12 protein-coding genes are annotated in these 17,512 nt (G+C 64.7%); 3 read left to right on the top strand and 9 right to left on the bottom strand.

Annotated features, from left to right (window positions below):
* Window positions 1–217 precede the first annotated feature (217 nt).
* The 5 genes from C1720_RS05600 to metG form a co-directional block, all read right to left on the bottom strand.
* On the bottom strand, window positions 218–2,071 hold the full coding sequence (locus C1720_RS05600; RefSeq protein WP_102283512.1) for an ABC transporter ATP-binding protein: 1,854 nt from the start codon (window positions 2,069–2,071) through the stop codon (window positions 218–220).
* A gap of 575 nt (window positions 2,072–2,646) precedes the next feature.
* Complete coding sequence (locus C1720_RS05595; RefSeq protein WP_158241645.1) at window positions 2,647–3,348, bottom strand: ankyrin repeat domain-containing protein; 702 nt, start codon at window positions 3,346–3,348, stop codon at window positions 2,647–2,649.
* Between the two features lie 107 nt (window positions 3,349–3,455).
* Window positions 3,456–3,827: a hypothetical protein gene (locus tag C1720_RS05590; RefSeq protein WP_146006883.1), complete on the bottom strand. Its 372-nt coding sequence runs from the start codon at window positions 3,825–3,827 to the stop codon at window positions 3,456–3,458.
* 126 nt (window positions 3,828–3,953) lie between these two features.
* Complete coding sequence (locus C1720_RS12860; protein ID WP_146006882.1) at window positions 3,954–4,439, bottom strand: Tle-like phospholipase domain-containing protein; 486 nt, start codon at window positions 4,437–4,439, stop codon at window positions 3,954–3,956.
* A gap of 81 nt (window positions 4,440–4,520) precedes the next feature.
* Window positions 4,521–6,608: a methionine--tRNA ligase gene (metG, locus tag C1720_RS05580; RefSeq protein ID WP_102283508.1), complete on the bottom strand. Its 2,088-nt coding sequence runs from the start codon at window positions 6,606–6,608 to the stop codon at window positions 4,521–4,523.
* A gap of 105 nt (window positions 6,609–6,713) precedes the next feature.
* Here metG and apbC point away from each other — a divergent pair, with 105 nt between their 5' ends.
* From apbC to argJ, 3 genes are all read left to right on the top strand, one after another.
* Entirely contained in the window at window positions 6,714–7,799 is a 1,086-nt protein-coding gene (gene apbC / locus C1720_RS05575; RefSeq protein WP_050715209.1) for an iron-sulfur cluster carrier protein ApbC, read from the top strand.
* A gap of 281 nt (window positions 7,800–8,080) precedes the next feature.
* The gene (radA, locus tag C1720_RS05565) at window positions 8,081–9,472 is read left to right on the top strand and encodes a DNA repair protein RadA (protein WP_050716459.1); all 1,392 of its coding nucleotides are present in this window, start codon (window positions 8,081–8,083) and stop codon (window positions 9,470–9,472) included.
* A gap of 99 nt (window positions 9,473–9,571) precedes the next feature.
* Complete coding sequence (argJ, locus tag C1720_RS05560; protein WP_102283506.1) at window positions 9,572–10,807, top strand: bifunctional glutamate N-acetyltransferase/amino-acid acetyltransferase ArgJ; 1,236 nt, start codon at window positions 9,572–9,574, stop codon at window positions 10,805–10,807.
* Between the two features lie 671 nt (window positions 10,808–11,478).
* On the opposite strand, the gene lon is transcribed toward argJ, so the two are convergent.
* The 4 genes from lon to rtcR all read right to left on the bottom strand — a co-directional run bounded on the left by lon (window position 11,479) and on the right by rtcR (window position 17,230).
* Complete coding sequence (lon, locus tag C1720_RS05555; protein ID WP_102283505.1) at window positions 11,479–13,929, bottom strand: endopeptidase La; 2,451 nt, start codon at window positions 13,927–13,929, stop codon at window positions 11,479–11,481.
* Between the two features lie 58 nt (window positions 13,930–13,987).
* On the bottom strand, window positions 13,988–14,248 hold the full coding sequence (locus C1720_RS14710; RefSeq protein WP_146006881.1) for a hypothetical protein: 261 nt from the start codon (window positions 14,246–14,248) through the stop codon (window positions 13,988–13,990).
* A gap of 163 nt (window positions 14,249–14,411) precedes the next feature.
* Complete coding sequence (gene purU / locus C1720_RS05550) at window positions 14,412–15,269, bottom strand: formyltetrahydrofolate deformylase (RefSeq protein ID WP_102283504.1); 858 nt, start codon at window positions 15,267–15,269, stop codon at window positions 14,412–14,414.
* A 290-nt stretch (window positions 15,270–15,559) separates the two neighbouring features.
* Window positions 15,560–17,230: an RNA repair transcriptional activator RtcR gene (gene rtcR, locus C1720_RS05545; protein ID WP_102283503.1), complete on the bottom strand. Its 1,671-nt coding sequence runs from the start codon at window positions 17,228–17,230 to the stop codon at window positions 15,560–15,562.
* Window positions 17,231–17,512: the final 282 nt, after the last annotated feature.

Raw genomic sequence — 17,512 nt, 5'->3', positions numbered from 1 at the left:
ATCGAAGGGGGTCTGAATGCCGCCTTGCGCAATTTTCACTAGGACATCGCGCTATTAATAAAAGAGCAAATTTGGCGTATTCGGTACCGCTCATGGCCTCCCGCTTTGTGACCATTGCTCTTGAAGCTTTAGCGTGAAGGCGGCGGCCCCGGGCGGTCTGCGGCTTTGCAACCCAGCCCGCTCTTTCGCTCCTCACGGCCAGATGCTGAACCGGCTTTCAGCCAGCGGCATCCGGCTCGCCGCCCAGAAAGCCGCCGCTTTGCCGTGCCCACAGGCGCGCGTAGAGGCCGCCCTGGGCCAGCAGCTGGGCGTGGGTGCCTTGCTCGACGATGCGGCCGGCGTCCATGACGATGAGGCGGTCCAGCGCGGCGATGGTGGACAGGCGGTGAGCGATGGCAATCACGGTTTTGCCTTGCATGAGGATTTCCAGGCTTTGCTGGATGGCCGCTTCCACTTCGCTGTCGAGCGCGCTGGTGGCTTCGTCCAGCAGCAGGATGGGCGCGTCTTTGAGCATGACGCGCGCGATGGCCACGCGCTGGCGCTGGCCGCCGGAGAGTTTGACGCCGCGCTCGCCCACGTGCGCGTCATAGCCGCTGCGGCCTTGAAGGTCGGCCAGTTGTTCGATGAAGTCGCTGGCCTGGGCGCGACGGGCGGCGGCGCGCATGTGTTCTTCGCTGGCGTCGGGGCGGCCATACAGGATGTTGTCGCGCATGGAGCGGTGCAGCAGCGAGGTGTCTTGCGTGACCATGCCGATGGCCGCGCGCAGGCTTTCTTGCGTGACGTGGGCGATGTCTTGCCCGTCGATGAGGATGCGCCCGCCTTGCACGTCGTGAAAGCGCAGCAGCAGGTTCACCAGCGTGGATTTGCCTGCGCCGGAGCGCCCCACCAGCCCCACTTTTTCGCCGGGGCGGATGTGCAGGTTCAGCCCGCTGATGACGGGCTTGCCGCCGCCGCTGCCTGCTTCGTAGGCGAAGCTCACGTTTTCAAAGCGTACGTCGCCGCGCGTGACGGCCAGGGGGCGGGCCTGGGGCGCGTCGGCCACGGCGGGCGTTTGCGTCAGGGTGCTGATGCCGTCTTGCACGGTGCCGATGTTTTCAAACAGGCGGGCAAATTCCCACATGACCCAGTGGCTGATGCCCGCCAGGCGCAGCGACATGGCGATGACGGCGGCCACCGCGCCGGCGCCGGTTTCGCCGCGCGACCACAGCCACAGCGACAGCCCGCCGGCCGAGAGCATCAGCAGCATGATGAGCGCGTGATTGACGATCTCAAACGCGCTGATCAGGCGCATTTGCACCTGGCCGGTGATCTGGAACGCCTGCATCGCTTCGCGGGCGTAGGCCGCTTCGCGCTGGCTGTGGGAAAAGAGCTTGACGGTGGCGATGTTGGTGTAGGCGTCGGTCACGCGCCCGGTCATCAGGCTGCGGGCGTCGGCCTGCTCCTTGCCGGCGCGGCCCAGCCGGGGCACGAAATACCCGCACGCCAGCCCGTAGGCCAGCGCCCACAGGGCAAAAGGCAGCATCAGCCGCCAGTCCATGCCCGCCGTGAGAGCCAGGAGGGTGAGCATGTAAACGCCCATGCCGATGACGACATCAACGGCGGTGAGCATCACATCGCGCACGGCCAGCGCCGTTTGCATGACTTTGGCGGTCACGCGGCCGGCGAATTCGTCGGCATAGAAAGACAGGCTCTGCCTCAGCATCAGGCGGTGGAAGTTCCAGCGCAGCCGCATCGGAAAGCCGATGGCCAGCGCCTGGTGCTGCACCAGCGTGTGCAGCGCAATCAGCGCAATGGATGCCAGCAGCACCGCCGCCAGCGCCGCCAGCGCAGGGCCGTGCCCGGCCCAGAAATGGGCCGGATCGGCCTGGCCGATCCAGTCCACCACGCGGCCCAGCAGTGCGAACAGCAGCGCATCAAACGCCGCGCGCAAGGCTGCCAGCACGGTCAGCAGCGCGATCAGGCCGCGCATGCCCTGCGTGCAGGCCCACACGAACGGCACGAGCCGCCTGGGCGGCAAGGCCGGCTCGGCGGCGGGGTAGAAATCAAGGCGGTTTTCAAAAAAGCGGAACATGAAACGGTTTTTGGCGGGCCGGAAGGCGGAAAAAGGGGCAATTCTGCGGCGTCACGCGCCTGCGCGCTCCCGAGCCTTTCGCAGCGGCTGGCAGGCTGCAGATTGCTCCTGCTTCGATAGCGGCTCGCGCCCGTTCCATCAGGGCTTACGGCCAATTGGGGCATGAAAAAGCGGGCTGGCGGCCCGCTTTCCGGTGGTTTTGGAACTTTGAAACTCGCTCAAAAGCTGCCCCTGGATGCGTTGCGAGAAGTACGCCTTTGGGCGTGGCCTCGGGCGCTCGCGGGCCTTGCGAATCCTTGCCGGGCTGCGAGGCCCGTCTGCGTCTTACGGTACATCCCGATTCCCGCGCTTTCGCTCCTCACGGCCAGGCGCCGGGCAGGTTCTGAAGCCGAAGGTACCGATTCAGAGTGAATTAAGAACAGGAGCAAATTTGACGAATGAAAATGGCGTCTCGCGCTCCTCTTTTTAATACGGCTCTACCTGCACCACCCAAGAAAAAGGCCTGCCGCTCTGGCAGGCCCCATTCAAAAGGCAAGAGTCTGAAACCATGGCCCGCAGGCCCGCCGCAATCACATTTAGTCTTCCACGGCAATGCCGTGGGCGCTCAGCCAAGCGCGCACGTTTTTCTCTGTTTCCGGATTGCGCGGACCCATGAAGAAGTAGCGCTGGAACGTATTGCCTGCCTCATTCACCGCGCGCGGATCGACGCCCAAGTCCAGCAGGCGCGGAATGTCGTCAAAGCTGCCAATTATTGCAGCCTGATGCAGCAGCGTCCGGCCATCCTTCGAGCGCGCATGCACATTGGCCCCGGCATCCAGCAGCAGCTGCACATTGGCCTGGGTGCTGGTACCCAAGGCCGGAAACAGGGGCGTTTCGCCCAGCCGGTTTTTCACTTCGGTGGAAAACCCGCGCTTGAGCAGAGCTTTCAGCCAGTAGCTGTCGGACAGTTTGGCGGCAAAGTGCATGGAGGTGTCTCTCGCATCCCCCAGCCATGTGGGGTCCGTGCCCAGATCCAGCAGGCTCTCGAAGGCGCGGCGGTTGCCTTCCACCATCGCAACGTCCAGCGGCGTCATGGCCCTGACGTTGCGGCTATTGAGGCTCGCGCCTTCGGCCAGCAGCTGGCGCGCCTGCGCCAAGTCGCCCCTGGCCGCCGCCTGGTACAGCGCCGCGTCTTTGGGCGTTGCGAATTTTCCGTTGCTCATGTCCGTGTCTGGCTGACCGCAGGCCGAGACGGCCAGCACGGCCAGCGCGGATAAAAGCAGCCTGCGTTTGCGCATCATGTGTTATGTGAAAGATGAAAGGAAAAAACAGAGAAGCAGCGGCTCGGAAAGCGATGGAAAGCGCCCGCTGCCGGATGTCTTTCTCACCGGACCGAAAGCGCAGCTTATCTGTTGAACAGGCCCGCAATCGTCCGGCCCGCTTCGGCAATGGCGTCGCGCGCCTTTTGTGCGCCCTGGCTGATGGCGCCGCCAACGGCCCTGGTCTTTTCAGCCAGCCACTGAACGCCTTGCGTCAGCTTGTCGCTTGTCCACTTCACGTCATCCGCCGCCTCGCTGGCGGCCCGTTTGACGCCGCCGCCCGCCTTGTCCGTCAGCACGGCGGCTTCATGGCTCGCGCCATCAATCAGCGCATTGGCGCGCTCGCCTGCTGTCTCAACCCGCAGGGCGGCTTGATTGAATGAGGCTTCCTGCCCCGTGGCCTTGCCCGCGCCGCGCATTGCCCAAAAGCGAAGCGCCTTCGCGTAGGGCTTCCACATAAGCCTGGCCGTCGCCCTTGCCGCCATGCAGTTCCACAAAGTTGCAACAAGCGCCTCTGGGCGCGGCAAGGCACAGCTCATGCCCCACGGCGTCAGGCGCGAGCATTGCGCCCTACTGCAAGCCCGTCAGCAGCTCGCCTTCCACGTTATAGCGGCGGATCTGGCCGCTGCCAGCCAGTTCCTCGCGTATGGCGTTGGCGTCTTGCCCGGCTTCAGGCTGCGCAGGGTGCTGTCGCTTAGGTCCGCCGCATTGAAGGTCACGCCCGGCACGCCTGTGGCCAACATGGCAACCGAAGCCAGGCCGCCGCCCAGGGAGTGCCCCATGAAAACCACGTTGCCTTTGCCGAAAGCTTCAACAGCGCGCTTTGCCAACCGATGGCTTGTTGATATTGGTCCGTTGTCAGCCCCAAGGCTTGTCCGCCGTTGGCTTTGATATCCGCCCCTTCCGGCCCGAACATTGGCCCGTGCCAAGGAAGGCAACGACATATTGCCCCTGGTCGTGTTCCGGTAGATGGCGGCGTCAAAGCCGCTCTGCTCGTCGCGCAACATGCTCGGAGCAAGGTCTGGAATGGAAACCACCTTGTTGTTTCCATCCACGAAGTGATCGCCCACCGGGTAGCCAGGCTGTGGTTCACCCTGGCGGCAGCCGGCCGGACATGCTGGCTGGTGTGCGTTTAGGGGCCTAGGGCGCGTTCAGCGCACGCGCATGCCGGGCTGCGCGCCGGGCCAGGGTTCGAGCACGTAGATGCCGGGATGGGCTTTTTCGTCGGCGTGGCTGGCGGCCAGCACCATGCCTTCGCTCACGCCGAATTTCATCTTGCGCGGCGCAAGGTTGGCCACCATGACGGTGAGCTTGCCCTTGAGGTCTTCGGGCTTGTAGGCGCTGGCGATGCCGCTGAAGACGTTGCGGGTGCGTCCTTCGCCCGCATCCAGCGTCAGGCGCAACAGCTTTTTGCTGCCTTGCACGGCTTCGCAGTCCACGATGCGGGCAATGCGAAGGTCGATTTTGGCGAAATCGTCAATGGTGATGACTTCGGCCACCGGCTCGCCGCCCGGCGCGCCGCCGTCTGCGCTGGCCGCATGGGCGGACTCGGCAGGCGGCTCTTGGGCCGGTTCGGCGGGCGCGAAAAGCGCCTGGAGCTGCTCGGCTTCCACGCGCTGCATGAGGTGCCTGTATTCGCCGATGGCGTGGCCGGCGGGCAGGCGCTGGCGGGCGGCGGCAAAGCGGGCAAAGGGGGCATGCAGCCACTGGCCCACGCTTTCGGCCAGGCGCGGCAGCACGGGCGCGAGCAAGATGGTGAGCAGGCGAAACGCCTGAATGCAGGTGGTGCACACGTCGTGCAGGCGGCCTTGCATGCCAGGCTGCTTGGCCAGCTCCCAGGGCTTGTTCTGATCGACGTATTCGTTCACGCGGTCGGCCAGGGCCATGATTTCGCGCACGGCCTTGCCGTATTCGCGCCCGGCCAGCAGCGCGGTGATGGCCGGGGCCGCATCTTGCAGGTGGCACAGCAGGGCGTCGCCATCTGCCGAGACTTCGCCCAGCCGGCCGTCAAAGCGTTTGGTGATGAAGCCGGCGGCGCGGCTGGCGATGTTGATGTATTTGCCAATCAAATCGGCATTGACGCGCAGCATGAAATCTTCGGCATTGAAATCAATATCTTCATTGCGCGCCGAAAGCTTGGCCGCCAGGTAATAGCGCAGCCATTCGGCATTCATGCCCAGGTTCAGGTATTTGAGCGGATCCAGCCCGGTGCCACGGCTTTTGCTCATTTTCTCGCCGTTATTGACGGTGAGAAAGCCGTGAACGAATACATTATCCGGCGCCTCGCGCCCTGAAAAATGCAGCATGGCGGGCCAGAAAAGGGTGTGGAAAGTAATGATGTCTTTCCCGATGAAATGCACCTGCTCCAGGCCGGGGTTTTTCATGTATTCGTCGTAGCTTTCGCCGCGCTTTTCCAGCAGGTTTTTCAGGCTGGCCAGATAACCCACGGGCGCGTCCAGCCACACGTAAAAGTATTTTCCGGGCGCATCCGGTATTTCAATGCCGAAATAGGGCGCGTCGCGGCTGACGTCCCAGTCGCCCAGTTTGGGCTTGCCGTTTTCGTCTTCGGCAAACCATTCGCGCGCCTTGTTGGCCACTTCGGGCTGGAGGCGGCCGTTTTGCGTCCAGTCTTGCAGGTATTGCACGCAGCGCGCGTCCGAGAGGCGGAAGAAGAAATGCTCGCTGCTGCGCAATTCGGGCTTTGCGCCGGTGAGCGCCGAATAGGGATGGCCCAGGTCGGTGGGCGCATAAACGGCGCCGCAGACTTCGCAGTTGTCGCCATACTGGTCGGGCGCGTGGCATTTGGGGCATTCGCCCTTGATATACCGGTCGGGCAGAAACATGCCTTTTTGCGGGTCGAAAAACTGCTCGATGGCGCGCACTTCAATCAAGCCGGCGGCTTTCAGATCCTTGTAAATGGCCCGGGATAATTCAATGTTTTCGGCGCTGTCGGTGCTGTGCCAGTTGTCGTAGCGGATGAGAAAGCCATCCAGATACTGTTTGCGGCCCGCTGCAATATCGGCCACGAATTGCTGCGGGGTTTTTCCGGCCTTTTCGGCGGCAATCATGATGGGCGCGCCGTGCGCGTCGTCTGCGCCCACGAAATCCACCTGATGGCCCAGCATGCGTTGCGTGCGCACCCAGATATCGGCCTGGATGTATTCCATGATGTGACCGATGTGAAACGTGCCATTGGCATACGGCAAGGCGGTGGTGACGAATATGCGGCGCGGGTTCATGGCTGTATTTGCAGACAGTTGAAGAAAAGCCACTGATTCTAGGGTTTCACCCCTCACGGATAGACTGCCGCGCCCATTGAAACAACTCCCGCAAGGACACTTCCCATGAGCATGGACCAGGCCGCCCTGATGGCCGCGCTGCAAGGCGTGATCGACCCGAACACGGGCAAGGATTTCGTTTCCACCAAGCTGCTGAAAAACCTGCGCGCGCAAGGCGCCAGCGTGAGCTTTGACGTGACGCTGGGCTACCCCGCGCGCAGCCAGATCGCCCCCATCCGCCAAATGCTGGAAGACGCCGCCCGCAGCGTGCCCGGCGTGCAGCAGGCCACGGCGAATGTGGATTTCAAAATCATCGCCCACAGCGTGCAGCGCGGCGTGCCGCTGCTGCCGGGCGTGAAAAACATGATCGCCGTGGCTTCCGGCAAGGGCGGCGTGGGCAAGAGCACCACGGCGGCCAATCTGGCGCTGGCGCTGGCCGCCGAAGGCGCGCGCGTGGGCATGCTTGACGCCGACATCTACGGCCCCAGCCAGCCCACCATGATGGGCGTGCACGGCTCGCCCGAGCACGACGGCCAGGTCATGCAGCCGCTCATCGGCCACGGCGTGCAGGTGAACTCCATCGGCCTGATGGTCAAGCAGGGGCAGGCCATGATCTGGCGCGGCCCGATGGTCACGCAGGCGCTGGACCAGCTCATGCGCCAGACGGCCTGGCACGACGTGGACTACCTCATCGTGGACATGCCCCCCGGCACGGGCGACGTGCAGCTGTCCATCAGCCAGCGCGCGCCCGTCACCGGCGCGGTCATCGTCACCACGCCGCAAGACATCGCCCTGATGGACGCGCGCCGGGGCATCGCCATGTTTGAAAAAGTGGGCGTGCCCATTCTGGGCGTGGTGGAAAACATGGCCGTGCACCGCTGCACGCAGTGCGGGCATGAAGAGCACATCTTCGGCGCGGGCGGCGGCCAGCGCATGGCCGAGGAATACAAGGTGGACTACCTGGGCGGCCTGCCCCTGTCGCTGTCCATCCGCGAGCAGGCCGACAGCGGCTGCCCCACCGTGGTGGCCGCGCCCGACAGCGCCGAGGCCGCCACCTACCGCGCCATTGCCCGCCGCATCGCCGTGAAGGTGGCCGAACAGGCCAAGGACTATTCCAGCCGCTTTCCGACCATCACCGTCTCCAATACCTGAGGGCCTGTTCACGGCTTCGCGGCAGACAGAGGGCAGGCGGATGGCCTTATTTTTGCTCCTTTATTCGCAGCATGAGGTCCTAGTGAATAGGGCGCTGAGCGGCATTTCATGGGCCTTGCTTTTGCTCCTGTTTTTGTCATCCTCCGGCGGGCAGGAGCACTCGTTTTCAACAGCTCAAAGGCGCGGCCCGCCCAGGCCCTTCTGGCTCCGCATGGCGGGCTGGACGGCGGCCGCCTGAAACGGCGGCGGGGCGCTTGCCGCGCCGCTACCATCGCCGCCCCATGAGCCGCAGCAAGACCACCTACGCCTGCAACGAATGCGGGGCCGCCAGCGCGCGCTGGCTGGGCAAGTGCCCCTCGTGCGGGGCGTGGAACAGCCTGGTGGAAACCGTGGCGCAAGCGCCCGCAGGCGGCGGCAAGAACCGGCTGGGCGCGGCCTTCGCAGCGCTGGCCCCCGCGTCAGACGTGCAGGCGCTGGCCAGCATTGAGGCGCAAGACGTGGCGCGCACGCCCACGGGCCAGGCCGAGCTGGATCGCGCGCTGGGCGGCGGCATCGTCGCCGGCGGCGTGGTGCTCATGGGCGGCGATCCGGGCATCGGCAAATCCACGCTGCTGCTCCAGGCGCTGGATGCCTTGCAGCGCGCGGGCGTGCCTTCGCTTTACGTGACGGGCGAAGAAAGCGGCGCGCAAGTGGCGCTGCGCGCGCGCCGGCTGGGGCTGGCTGGCTCGCAAGTGGCGGTGCTGGCTGAAATCCAGCTTGAAAAAATCGTGGCCACGCTGGCCGCGCGGCAGCCCGCCGTGGCGGTGATTGACTCGATTCAGACGATTTACAGCGACCAGCTCACCAGCGCCCCCGGCAGCGTGGCGCAAGTGCGCGAGTGCGCCGCGCACCTGACGCGCTGGGCCAAGGCGCAAGGCTGCGCCATCGTGCTGGTGGGCCACGTGACCAAGGACGGGCAGCTGGCCGGCCCGCGCGTGCTGGAGCACATGGTGGACACGGTGCTTTACTTCGAGGGCGACACGCACAGCAGCTTCCGGCTGATACGCGCCATCAAGAACCGCTTTGGCGCCGTCAATGAAATCGGCGTGTTCGCCATGACGGAAAAGGGCCTGAAGGGCGTGAGCAACCCCAGCGCCATCTTCTTGAGCCAGCACGCCGACCCGGTGCCCGGCAGCTGCGTGCTCGTCACGCTGGAAGGCACGCGCCCCTTGCTGGTGGAAGTGCAGGCGCTGGTGGACAGCGGCGGCCCCAGCCCCCGGCGGCTTTCCGTCGGGCTGGAGCGCGACCGCCTGGCCATGCTGCTGGCCGTGCTGCACCGGCACGCGGGCGTGGCCACGGGCGATCAGGACGTGTTCGTGAACGCCGTGGGCGGCGTGCGCATCAGCGAACCGGCGGCCGATCTGGCGGTGATGCTGGCCATCACCAGCAGCCTGCGCGGCAAAGCGCTGCCCAAGGGCTTTCTGGCCTTTGGCGAAGTGGGCCTGGCGGGCGAAGTGCGCCCCGCCCCGCGCGGGCAGGAGCGCCTGAAGGAAGCGGCCAAGCTCGGCTTTTCCGTGGCCGTAGTGCCCAAGGCCAACGCGCCCAAAAGAAAAGACAAGGCTTTCGAGGGCCTGACCATTCACGCCGTCGAGCGCGTGGAAGAAGCCATGGCGCTGGCGCGCCAGCTGGCCTGATCCGGCCTGTAACTATCATTTGCATAGCGCGCCGCCCGCCTGCCGTGGCTGGAAGCCGCGCGTTTTTCCCTGTTTTCCGATAACGAAGGAGTTTTTGCCATGCCAGTCCATCTTTCGCCGCCAGACGCGGCCAGCCTGCATCCTGTCAGCGGCGTGCGCATCGGCGTGGCCGAGGCGGGCATCCGCAAGGCCGGGCGCAAGGACTTGACCGTGATGCTGCTCGATGAAGGCGCAAGCGTGGGCGGCGTGTTCACGCAAAACCGTTTTTGCGCCGCGCCCGTGCAGGTGTGCCGCGAGCACCTGGCGGCAGGAGCCGGGGCGGACATCCGCGCTTTGGTGATCAACACGGGCTGCGCCAATGCAGGCACGGGGGCAGCGGGGCTGGCGGCGGCGCGCCGCACCTGCGACGCGCTGGCCGCGCAGCTGGGCGTGCGGCCGCAGCAGGTGCTGCCGTTTTCAACGGGCGTGATCCTGGAGCCGCTGCCGCTGGAGCGCCTGCAAGCGGGCCTGCCCGCCGCGCTGGCCGATGCGCAGCCTGCCCATTGGCTCAAGGCCGCCGAAGGCATCATGACCACGGACACCGTGCCCAAAGCGCGCAGCGTGAAAGCCAGCGTGGGCGGCGCGCCAGTGACCGTCACGGGCATCAGCAAGGGCGCGGGCATGATCCGCCCCAACATGGCGACGATGCTGGGCTTTGTGGCAACCGACGCATGCGTGGCCCCCGGCCTGATGCCTCAGCTGGCGCGGGCGCTGGCCGAAAGCTCCTTCAACCGCGTGACGGTCGATGGCGACACCTCGACCAATGACTCTTTCATCGTCATCGCCACGAACAAGGCGGCGCACGCGCCCGTGCAGTCGCTTCAGTCGCCCGAAGGGCAGGCGCTGTTTGCCGCCCTGCTGGAAGTGGCGCGCTGGCTGGCGCAGGCCATCGTGCGCGACGGCGAAGGCGCGACCAAGTTCATCACCGTGCAGGTGGAAGGCGGGCAAAACGCCGCCGAGTGCCGCCAGGTGGCCTATGCCATCGCCCACTCGCCGCTGGTGAAAACGGCCTTTTTCGCCAGCGACCCGAACCTGGGCCGCATTCTGGCGGCCATTGGCTACGCGGGCATTGCCGATCTGGACACGGAAAAAATCGATCTGTATCTGGACAGCGTGCATGTGGCCACTCGCGGCGGGCGGCATCCGGACTACCGCGAAGAAGACGGCCAGCGCGTGATGAAACAGCCCGAAATCACCGTGCGCGTGAACCTGGGGCGCGGCGCGGCCAGCGAAACCGTCTGGACGTGCGACCTGAGCCACGAATATGTAAGCATCAATGCGGATTACCGCTCCTGAAAACCTGTTCGCAATTTATCTGTCAGTGCGAAAAGCGCGGCCTTGGGCGCTTTTGGGTTTTGCGAATCCTTGATGGAGGCCGCCAAGCCATCTGCGATTAGCGCCTTGCCGCCCGCCCCGCCTCGCGCTCCCTCACGGTCAGGCTCCGCACGGGTTCTGAATGAAAGCGGGCGCGGCCTGGCGGTAGATACCGGGCAGGTTCCGCGCAGCATAAAAAAGCCGGACCGCACTGACAAAGTGCAGGTCCGGCGCAGAGAGGTTCGCGCAGGGGGAAGTCGGTGGTCACGTTCACCCGCGCTGGCTTGGAGAACCGCAGCGATTATAGCGACAAACAAGAACGGCTATCAAGCGATTTTTACGCGTTTTTACGAAATGACCGCTTTGCTTCGTGTTTCTTGCCGGGGCTTTTTAGAGCTTCTGTGAAGGCTATGGCAGACGCCTGCGCCAAACTCTGGCCAAGCGAGGCAAGAAAAGCGGGGCGAAAAAAGGCGCTGGCAGGAAACAGATGGACTGCGGCGGGCTTGTTTCGCTCCTTTATCCGTAGCGTCATGTCCTAGTGCATAAAGCGCAGGAGCCGTTTTGATGACCCCTGAATCCGCTCCTGTTTTTGAGTGCTTCGCAGACTGCTGTTCCATTCATTGCTCCAGAGCTGCGGGTGGGATACAGGCGGCTCAGTGCCGGGTTGCGTCCGCGCGCGCGCCGCGCGCGCGCTTTTTGGCAGCGGCCGCCACGGCGGCGGCGGAAGGCAGCGGCGGGGCGGCAGCGGCCTGCGCGTCGGGCAGCGGCGCGGGCAGGCGTTCCAGGGCGGTTTCGAGCACCTGGTCGATCCAGCGGACGGGGATGATTTCCAGGCCGTTTTTCACGTTTTCCGGAATTTCCTGCAAATCCTTCACGTTTTCTTCGGGGATGAGCACCTTGCGGATGCCGCCGCGCAGCGCGGCCAGCAGCTTTTCCTTCAGGCCGCCGATGGCGGTGACTTCGCCGCGCAGGGTGATTTCGCCCGTCATGGCCACGTCGGCGCGCACGGCAATGCCGGTCAGCGCCGAGACGAAGGCCGTGGTCATGGCCGCGCCGGCGCTGGGGCCGTCCTTGGGCGTGGCGCCGTCGGGCACGTGCAGGTGGATGTCCAGCTTTTCAAAGGCGTCGTCGGCAATGCCCAGGCGGCGCGCGCGGGCGCGCACGACGGTGCGGGCGGCTTCGACGGACTCTTTCATCACATCGCCCAGCATGCCGGTGCGCAGGATGTTGCCTTTGCCGGGCATGGCGGCGGCTTCAATGGTGAGCAAGTCGCCGCCCACTTCCGTCCACGCCAGGCCCACGACCTGGCCGATCTGGTTGTTCTGCTCGGCGCGGCCATAGGTGAACTTGCGCACGCCCAGAAAGTCGCCCAGGTTTTTGGCCGTGACTTTCACTTTCGGCTTCAGCTGCCCCAGTTGCAGGCCCTTGACGACTTTGCGGCAGATGCGCGAGATTTCGCGCTCCAGCGAGCGCACGCCCGCTTCGCGCGTGTAGTAGCGCACGATGTCGCGCACGGCGTCTTCGGAGACGCTCAGCTCCGCCTCTTTGACGCCGTTGGTCTTCATCTGCTTGGGCAGCAGGTAGCGCATGGCGATGCTGGTTTTTTCGTCTTCGGTGTAGCCCGACAGGCGAATGACTTCCATGCGGTCCAGCAGCGCGGGCGGAATGTTCATGGAGTTGCTGGTGGCCACGAACATCACGTCTGACAAATCGAAGTCCACTTCCACGTAGTGGTCGCTGAAGGCGTGGTTTTGCTCGGGGTCCAGCACTTCGAGCAGGGCGCTGGCCGGGTCGCCCCGGAAATCCATGCCCATTTTGTCGATTTCATCCAGCAAAAACAGCGGGTTGCGCGTGCCGGCCTTGTTCAGGCTTTGCAGCACTTTGCCGGGCATGGCGCCGATGTAGGTGCGGCGGTGGCCCCGGATTTCGGCTTCGTCGCGCATGCCGCCCAGCGCCATGCGCACGTATTTGCGGCCCGTGGCGCGCGCGATGGACTGGCCCAGCGAGGTTTTGCCCACGCCGGGCGGCCCCACCAGGCAGAGGATGGGGGCCTTGACTTTGTCCACGCGCTGCTGCACGGCCAGGTGCTCCAGGATGCGTTCCTTGACTTTGTCCAGCCCGAAGTGGTCGGCGTTGAGCACTTCTTCGGCGTGGGCCAGGTCATGTTTGATGCGCGTTTTTTTCGACCAGGGCAGGCCCGCCAGCACGTCCACGTAGTTGCGCACCACGCTGGCTTCGGCAGACATGGGCGACATCAGGCGCAGCTTTTTCAGCTCGTTTTCCGCCTTTTTCAGCGCCTCTTTGGGCATGCGGGCGGCCTTGATGCGCTTTTCGATTTCTTCAATGTCCGCGCCGTCTTCGCCTTCGCCCAGCTCTTTTTGAATGGCCTTGACCTGCTCGTTCAAATAGAAATCGCGCTGGTTTTTCTCCATCTGGCGCTTGACGCGGCCGCGAATGCGCTTGTCCACGTTGAGAATGTCCACCTCGCGCTGGATTTCTTCCAGCAGCGCCTGCAAGCGTTTTTGCACGTCGGCCACTTCCAGCATCTTCTGCTTGACGGGCAGTTGCAGCGGCATGTGCGCGGCGATGGTGTCGGCCAGGCGCTCGGCTTCGGCAATGCCGGAGATGGAATTGAGGATGTCGGGCTGAATCTTCTTGAGCTTGGCGTATTGCTCGAACTGCTGCGTGACAGCGCGGCGCAGCGCCTCGGCCTCGGTAGGGTCGGCGGGCGCGGCCGCTTCCGGCGGCATGGGCAATACGGTGGCCGTGAAAAACTCGCCGTCTTCCACGCGCTCCAGCGCCGCGCGCTGCTGGCCCTGCACCAGCACTTTCACCGTGCCGTCGGGCAGCTTGAGCATTTGCAGCACAGTGCAAATGCAGCCGGTGGCGTACAGGTCGGTCATGGCCGGCTCATCCTTGCCGGAAGTGCGCTGCGCCACCAGGGCGATGCGGCGCTCTCCGCCCACGGCCGCTTCCAGCGCCTTGATGCTCTTGGGCCGCCCCACGAACAGCGGGATGACCATGTGCGGAAACACCACCACGTCGCGCAGGGGCATCAGCGGCATGTCCACCGGTTGGGGGGGCAGCAGGGTCAGTGTGGTCATGAAGCAGGGAATCCTTGTTCAAAAGAGGTGTCTGGAATTGGCGGCGCGCCAGGCAATTTCAAGACGCCGCCCAGCCCGCGCCGCGCCAGGGCGCCGCCGCCAAAATGTAGCGCAGCAATGCATTTGGCGGGCCAGAATTTTTCGCTACTTTATCAATAGCATGATGTCCTAGTGCAGAAAGCGCGAAGCGTGTTTTTGGGCGGCTTGAATTTGCTCCTGTTAAAGGAGCCATTCTGGTGTTTCGGAAGTCCCTGGCGGTTTTCCCAAATGGCGCACCGTGCACGCTTGCTTCCAAATCCAGCCCGAGCTCAATGTGCAAGGCGCCGGCCTGCTGGAGCAGACCTTAAAAAATCAGCTCGGCGCGCGGCACCTCAAGCAAGCTCTTGGTCATTCATGCGCAGGGCGTGAAGAATGCGAACACCCAAGGCTTGCCGCACGACTTTTGAACAGGTTTTAAACGAAGCGGGCTGCTGCGCAGGTCGTCAGCGGAAGACCACGGTTTTGTGCCCGTTGAGCAGCACGCGCCGCTCGGCGTGCCACTTCACGGCACGGGCCAGCACCTGGCTTTCGGTATCGCGGCCCACGGCGGTGAGCGACTCCACGGTGTGCGTGTGGTCGGCGCGGGCCACATCCTGCTCGATGATGGGGCCTTCGTCCAAAGCGGCAGTCACGTAGTGCGCCGTGGCGCCGATGAGTTTCACGCCCCGCTCGTGCGCCTGGTAGTAGGGCCGCGCGCCCTTGAAGCTGGGCAAAAAGCTGTGGTGAATGTTGATGGCGCGCCCGGCCAGCTTGCGGCACAGGTCATCAGAGAGCACTTGCATGTAGCGCGCCAGCACCACCAGCTCCGCCGATTCGGCCTGGATGATTTCGTACTGCCTGGCCTCGGCCTGCGCCTTGGTTTCGCGGGTGACGGGAATGTGATGAAAAGGCACGTTGTAGCTGGCCGCCAGCTGATAGAAATCGCGGTGGTTGCTGACGATGGCGCGAATGTCCAGCGGCAGCAGCCCGCTTTTCCATCGAAACAGCAAATCGTTGAGGCAATGCCCCTCGCGGCTGACAAAGATGGCACAGCGCATGGGCTGCGCTGCATCGTGCAGCTGCCAGCGCATGTCGAACTGCGCCGCCAGCGCGTCCAGCGCCGCACGCAGGGCCTGGCTTTTGGCTTCGGGGTTTTCGTCCGTCACCACAAACTGCACACGCATGAAAAACAGGCCCGTGGCCTGATCGTTGAACTGCGCCGCTTCTTCGATGTTGCCGCCGTTTTCCAGCAAAAAGCCGGAGACGGCATGCACGATGCCCATGCGGTCCGGGCAGGAGAGGGTCAAAACGTAAGTGGTCATTGCGCCAATTGTCATGGATGCACCTGACAGGCGTCCGCGCCCTTCCGGCCAGAGCGCACGTTTTCTCTTTGCCGCCATGCAGCCGTTTTGCATCAAAAAAGGAAGCAAATTTAGCGGAGCCCAAATGCGCCATAACGCCCGTTCCACTAGGACCCCATGCTATCAATAGAGGGGCAAAAAGAAGGGGGAGAAAGCTGTGAGGGCAAGGCGGCAAAGCGTTTCATGAGGAAAGCCGCATGCGAATGCCAAGGCCGGTTTTGGCGCTGGCGGCTCCGGTCCGGCGGCGCTTGTCAGGGTTTGACGCCGCCGGCCATGCCTTGCCTGATTTGCTCCCAGCTCAGGCCAAAGCGCAGCAGGTATTTGCGCAGGCGGTCGGAGTCATTGACGGCCTTGCGCTGCTGGCGCGATTGGGCAAAAAGCCGCCGGCCCGCTTCGGACAGGCTCGCGCTTTGGGCGCAAACGGGCAGCACGGCGGCCAGTTGCAGGCGGTCAAAGAGGTCGAGCGCGGCGGCTTTTTCCGGCCCCAGCAGGCGGGCGGGCCAGTCGGCGGCCGCTGGCGCGCTTTCGGGGTTGCTTTCGGGGCCGCTTTCGGAGCCGCTTTCCGGCTCCTGCCGCGCCCAGAGCCAGCGCAGGCGGGCGGTTTCGGCTTCTACTTGCGCTTGCGTGATGCGGTCGCCTTCGGCCAGGGTGGCCAGGCGGGTGATGCTGGAGGACAGGTCGCGGAAGTTGCCGCGCCAGGCGGCTTCTTCGCTTTGGGCAAAGCGCAAAAAGGCGCTGCGCGCTTCGGGGTGAAAGCGCGCCATGCGGCCTTGCTCGCTGGCGTGCAGGGCCAGCAGGTGGTCGATGTTGGGTTCGATGTCTTCGGGCCGCGCGGCCAGGCCCGGCAGGTCGTAAGTCCAGAGGTTGATGCGCGAAAACAGGTCTTCGCGAAAGCGCCCGGCGGCCACTTCGCGCCGCAGGTCGCGGCAGGTGCCGGCTATGAGCTGGAAGTTGCTGCCCACTTCGCGGTCGCTGCCCAGCGGGTAGAAGCGCTTTTCTTCGATGGCCTTGAGCAGCATGGCTTGCTCGTCCGGCCCCAGCTCGCCGATTTCGTCCAGAAACAGCACGCCGCCATCGGCGCTTTTGAGCAGGCCCGCGCGGTCGCTGGCCGCGCCGGTGAAGGCGCCTTTTTTGTGGCCGAACAGGGCGGACATGGCCCCGTCGCCGTGCAGCGTGGCGCAATTGACTTCCACGAACTGGCCGCTGATGAGCTTGCGCTCGCGCTTGAGCTGGGCCATGCGCCGCGCCAGAAAGGATTTGCCCGCGCCTGTGGGGCCGGTCAGCAAGATGGGCGCGGCAGAGCGCACGGCCACGCGCTCGATTTCGTCGATCAGCGCGTTAAAGCGCGCGTTGCGCGTGGCGATGCCGCTTTTGAGAAAGGCCACGGCGTCGCGCTGCGCGGCCTCAAAGCGCCGGGCGATGGCGTCGTAGCGCGAAAGGTCCAGGTCAATGAGCGAGAGCTGGCCCGGCTCGCCCGTGCCCCAGCGGCGCGGCGGCGAGGTTTGCGCCAGCACGCCGGGCAGGTGGCGCGATTCGGCCAGCAGGAACAAACAGATTTGCGCCACGTGCGTGCCGGTGGTGATGTGCACCCAGTACTGCCACTCGTCCGGCGCCCAGGCGTAGCCGTGCGCCCAGTCATAGAGCGCGCCGTAGACCTGGCCAAAGTCCCAGGGGTCGGCAATGGGCAGCAGGGTCAGGCGCACGTCGGTGGCGGGCGAAAAGGAGGCGATGTCGCCCTGCACGCATTCGGCCAGCCGGCGGTGGCGCTCGCCGGTGTAAATCAGCTCCAGCCGCGCCACGGGCTGACCAGGCTGCTGGCACAGCGCCACGGAGGGCCGCCACTTTTGCCAGCGGCCCGCGCCCATGCCGCTATCGAGCTGCGTGCCGAGAAAGCCAATGGCCGATACAGGTTTGATATTCATATCTCAAAGTCTAGCTTTGAATATCGAATCAACCCGCCTGCCGCCGGGCCTGAAAGGCGCGGCCAGACGCCTTCAGAAAAAATTTTCTCTTTCTATTTCAATGGATTGCATGCTTTTCCAGCCGCCTGCAAGCGGCGCTGGCATGCCGCCTGCACTGAAGAAAGCACCTGAATGGCTGCCGCCAGCTTGCAGGAGCCGCATCGGGCCACAAGCCCTGCGGCCCGGTGCGGCGCCCGGTTCGCGAAGCGCCTTGCAGCGCAAAGCGGCCTGTAGGCGCGCCGT

Origin of the sequence: Ottowia massiliensis, from assembly GCF_900240305.1 — a bacterium.
Classification (GTDB): domain Bacteria; phylum Pseudomonadota; class Gammaproteobacteria; order Burkholderiales; family Burkholderiaceae_C; genus Ottowia; species Ottowia massiliensis.
This window is presented reverse-complemented; position numbering and strand designations above follow the sequence as displayed.

Excerpts from the sequence above, each read along its gene's own strand:
- C1720_RS05600 (WP_102283512.1), bottom strand. The coding sequence starts at position 2,071 with ATGTTCCGCTTTTTTGAAAACCGCCTTGATTTCTACCCCGCCGCCGAG.
- apbC (WP_050715209.1), top strand. The coding sequence starts at position 6,714 with ATGAGCATGGACCAGGCCGCCCTGATGGCCGCGCTGCAAGGCGTGATC.
- C1720_RS05595 (WP_158241645.1), bottom strand. The coding sequence starts at position 3,348 with ATGCGCAAACGCAGGCTGCTTTTATCCGCGCTGGCCGTGCTGGCCGTC.
- lon (WP_102283505.1), bottom strand. The coding sequence starts at position 13,929 with ATGACCACACTGACCCTGCTGCCCCCCCAACCGGTGGACATGCCGCTG.
- radA (WP_050716459.1), top strand. The coding sequence starts at position 8,081 with ATGAGCCGCAGCAAGACCACCTACGCCTGCAACGAATGCGGGGCCGCC.
- argJ (WP_102283506.1), top strand. The coding sequence starts at position 9,572 with ATGCCAGTCCATCTTTCGCCGCCAGACGCGGCCAGCCTGCATCCTGTC.
- purU (WP_102283504.1), bottom strand. The coding sequence starts at position 15,269 with ATGACCACTTACGTTTTGACCCTCTCCTGCCCGGACCGCATGGGCATC.
- rtcR (WP_102283503.1), bottom strand. The coding sequence starts at position 17,230 with ATGAATATCAAACCTGTATCGGCCATTGGCTTTCTCGGCACGCAGCTC.
- metG (WP_102283508.1), bottom strand. The coding sequence starts at position 6,608 with ATGAACCCGCGCCGCATATTCGTCACCACCGCCTTGCCGTATGCCAAT.
- C1720_RS05590 (WP_146006883.1), bottom strand. The coding sequence starts at position 3,827 with ATGTGGAAGCCCTACGCGAAGGCGCTTCGCTTTTGGGCAATGCGCGGC.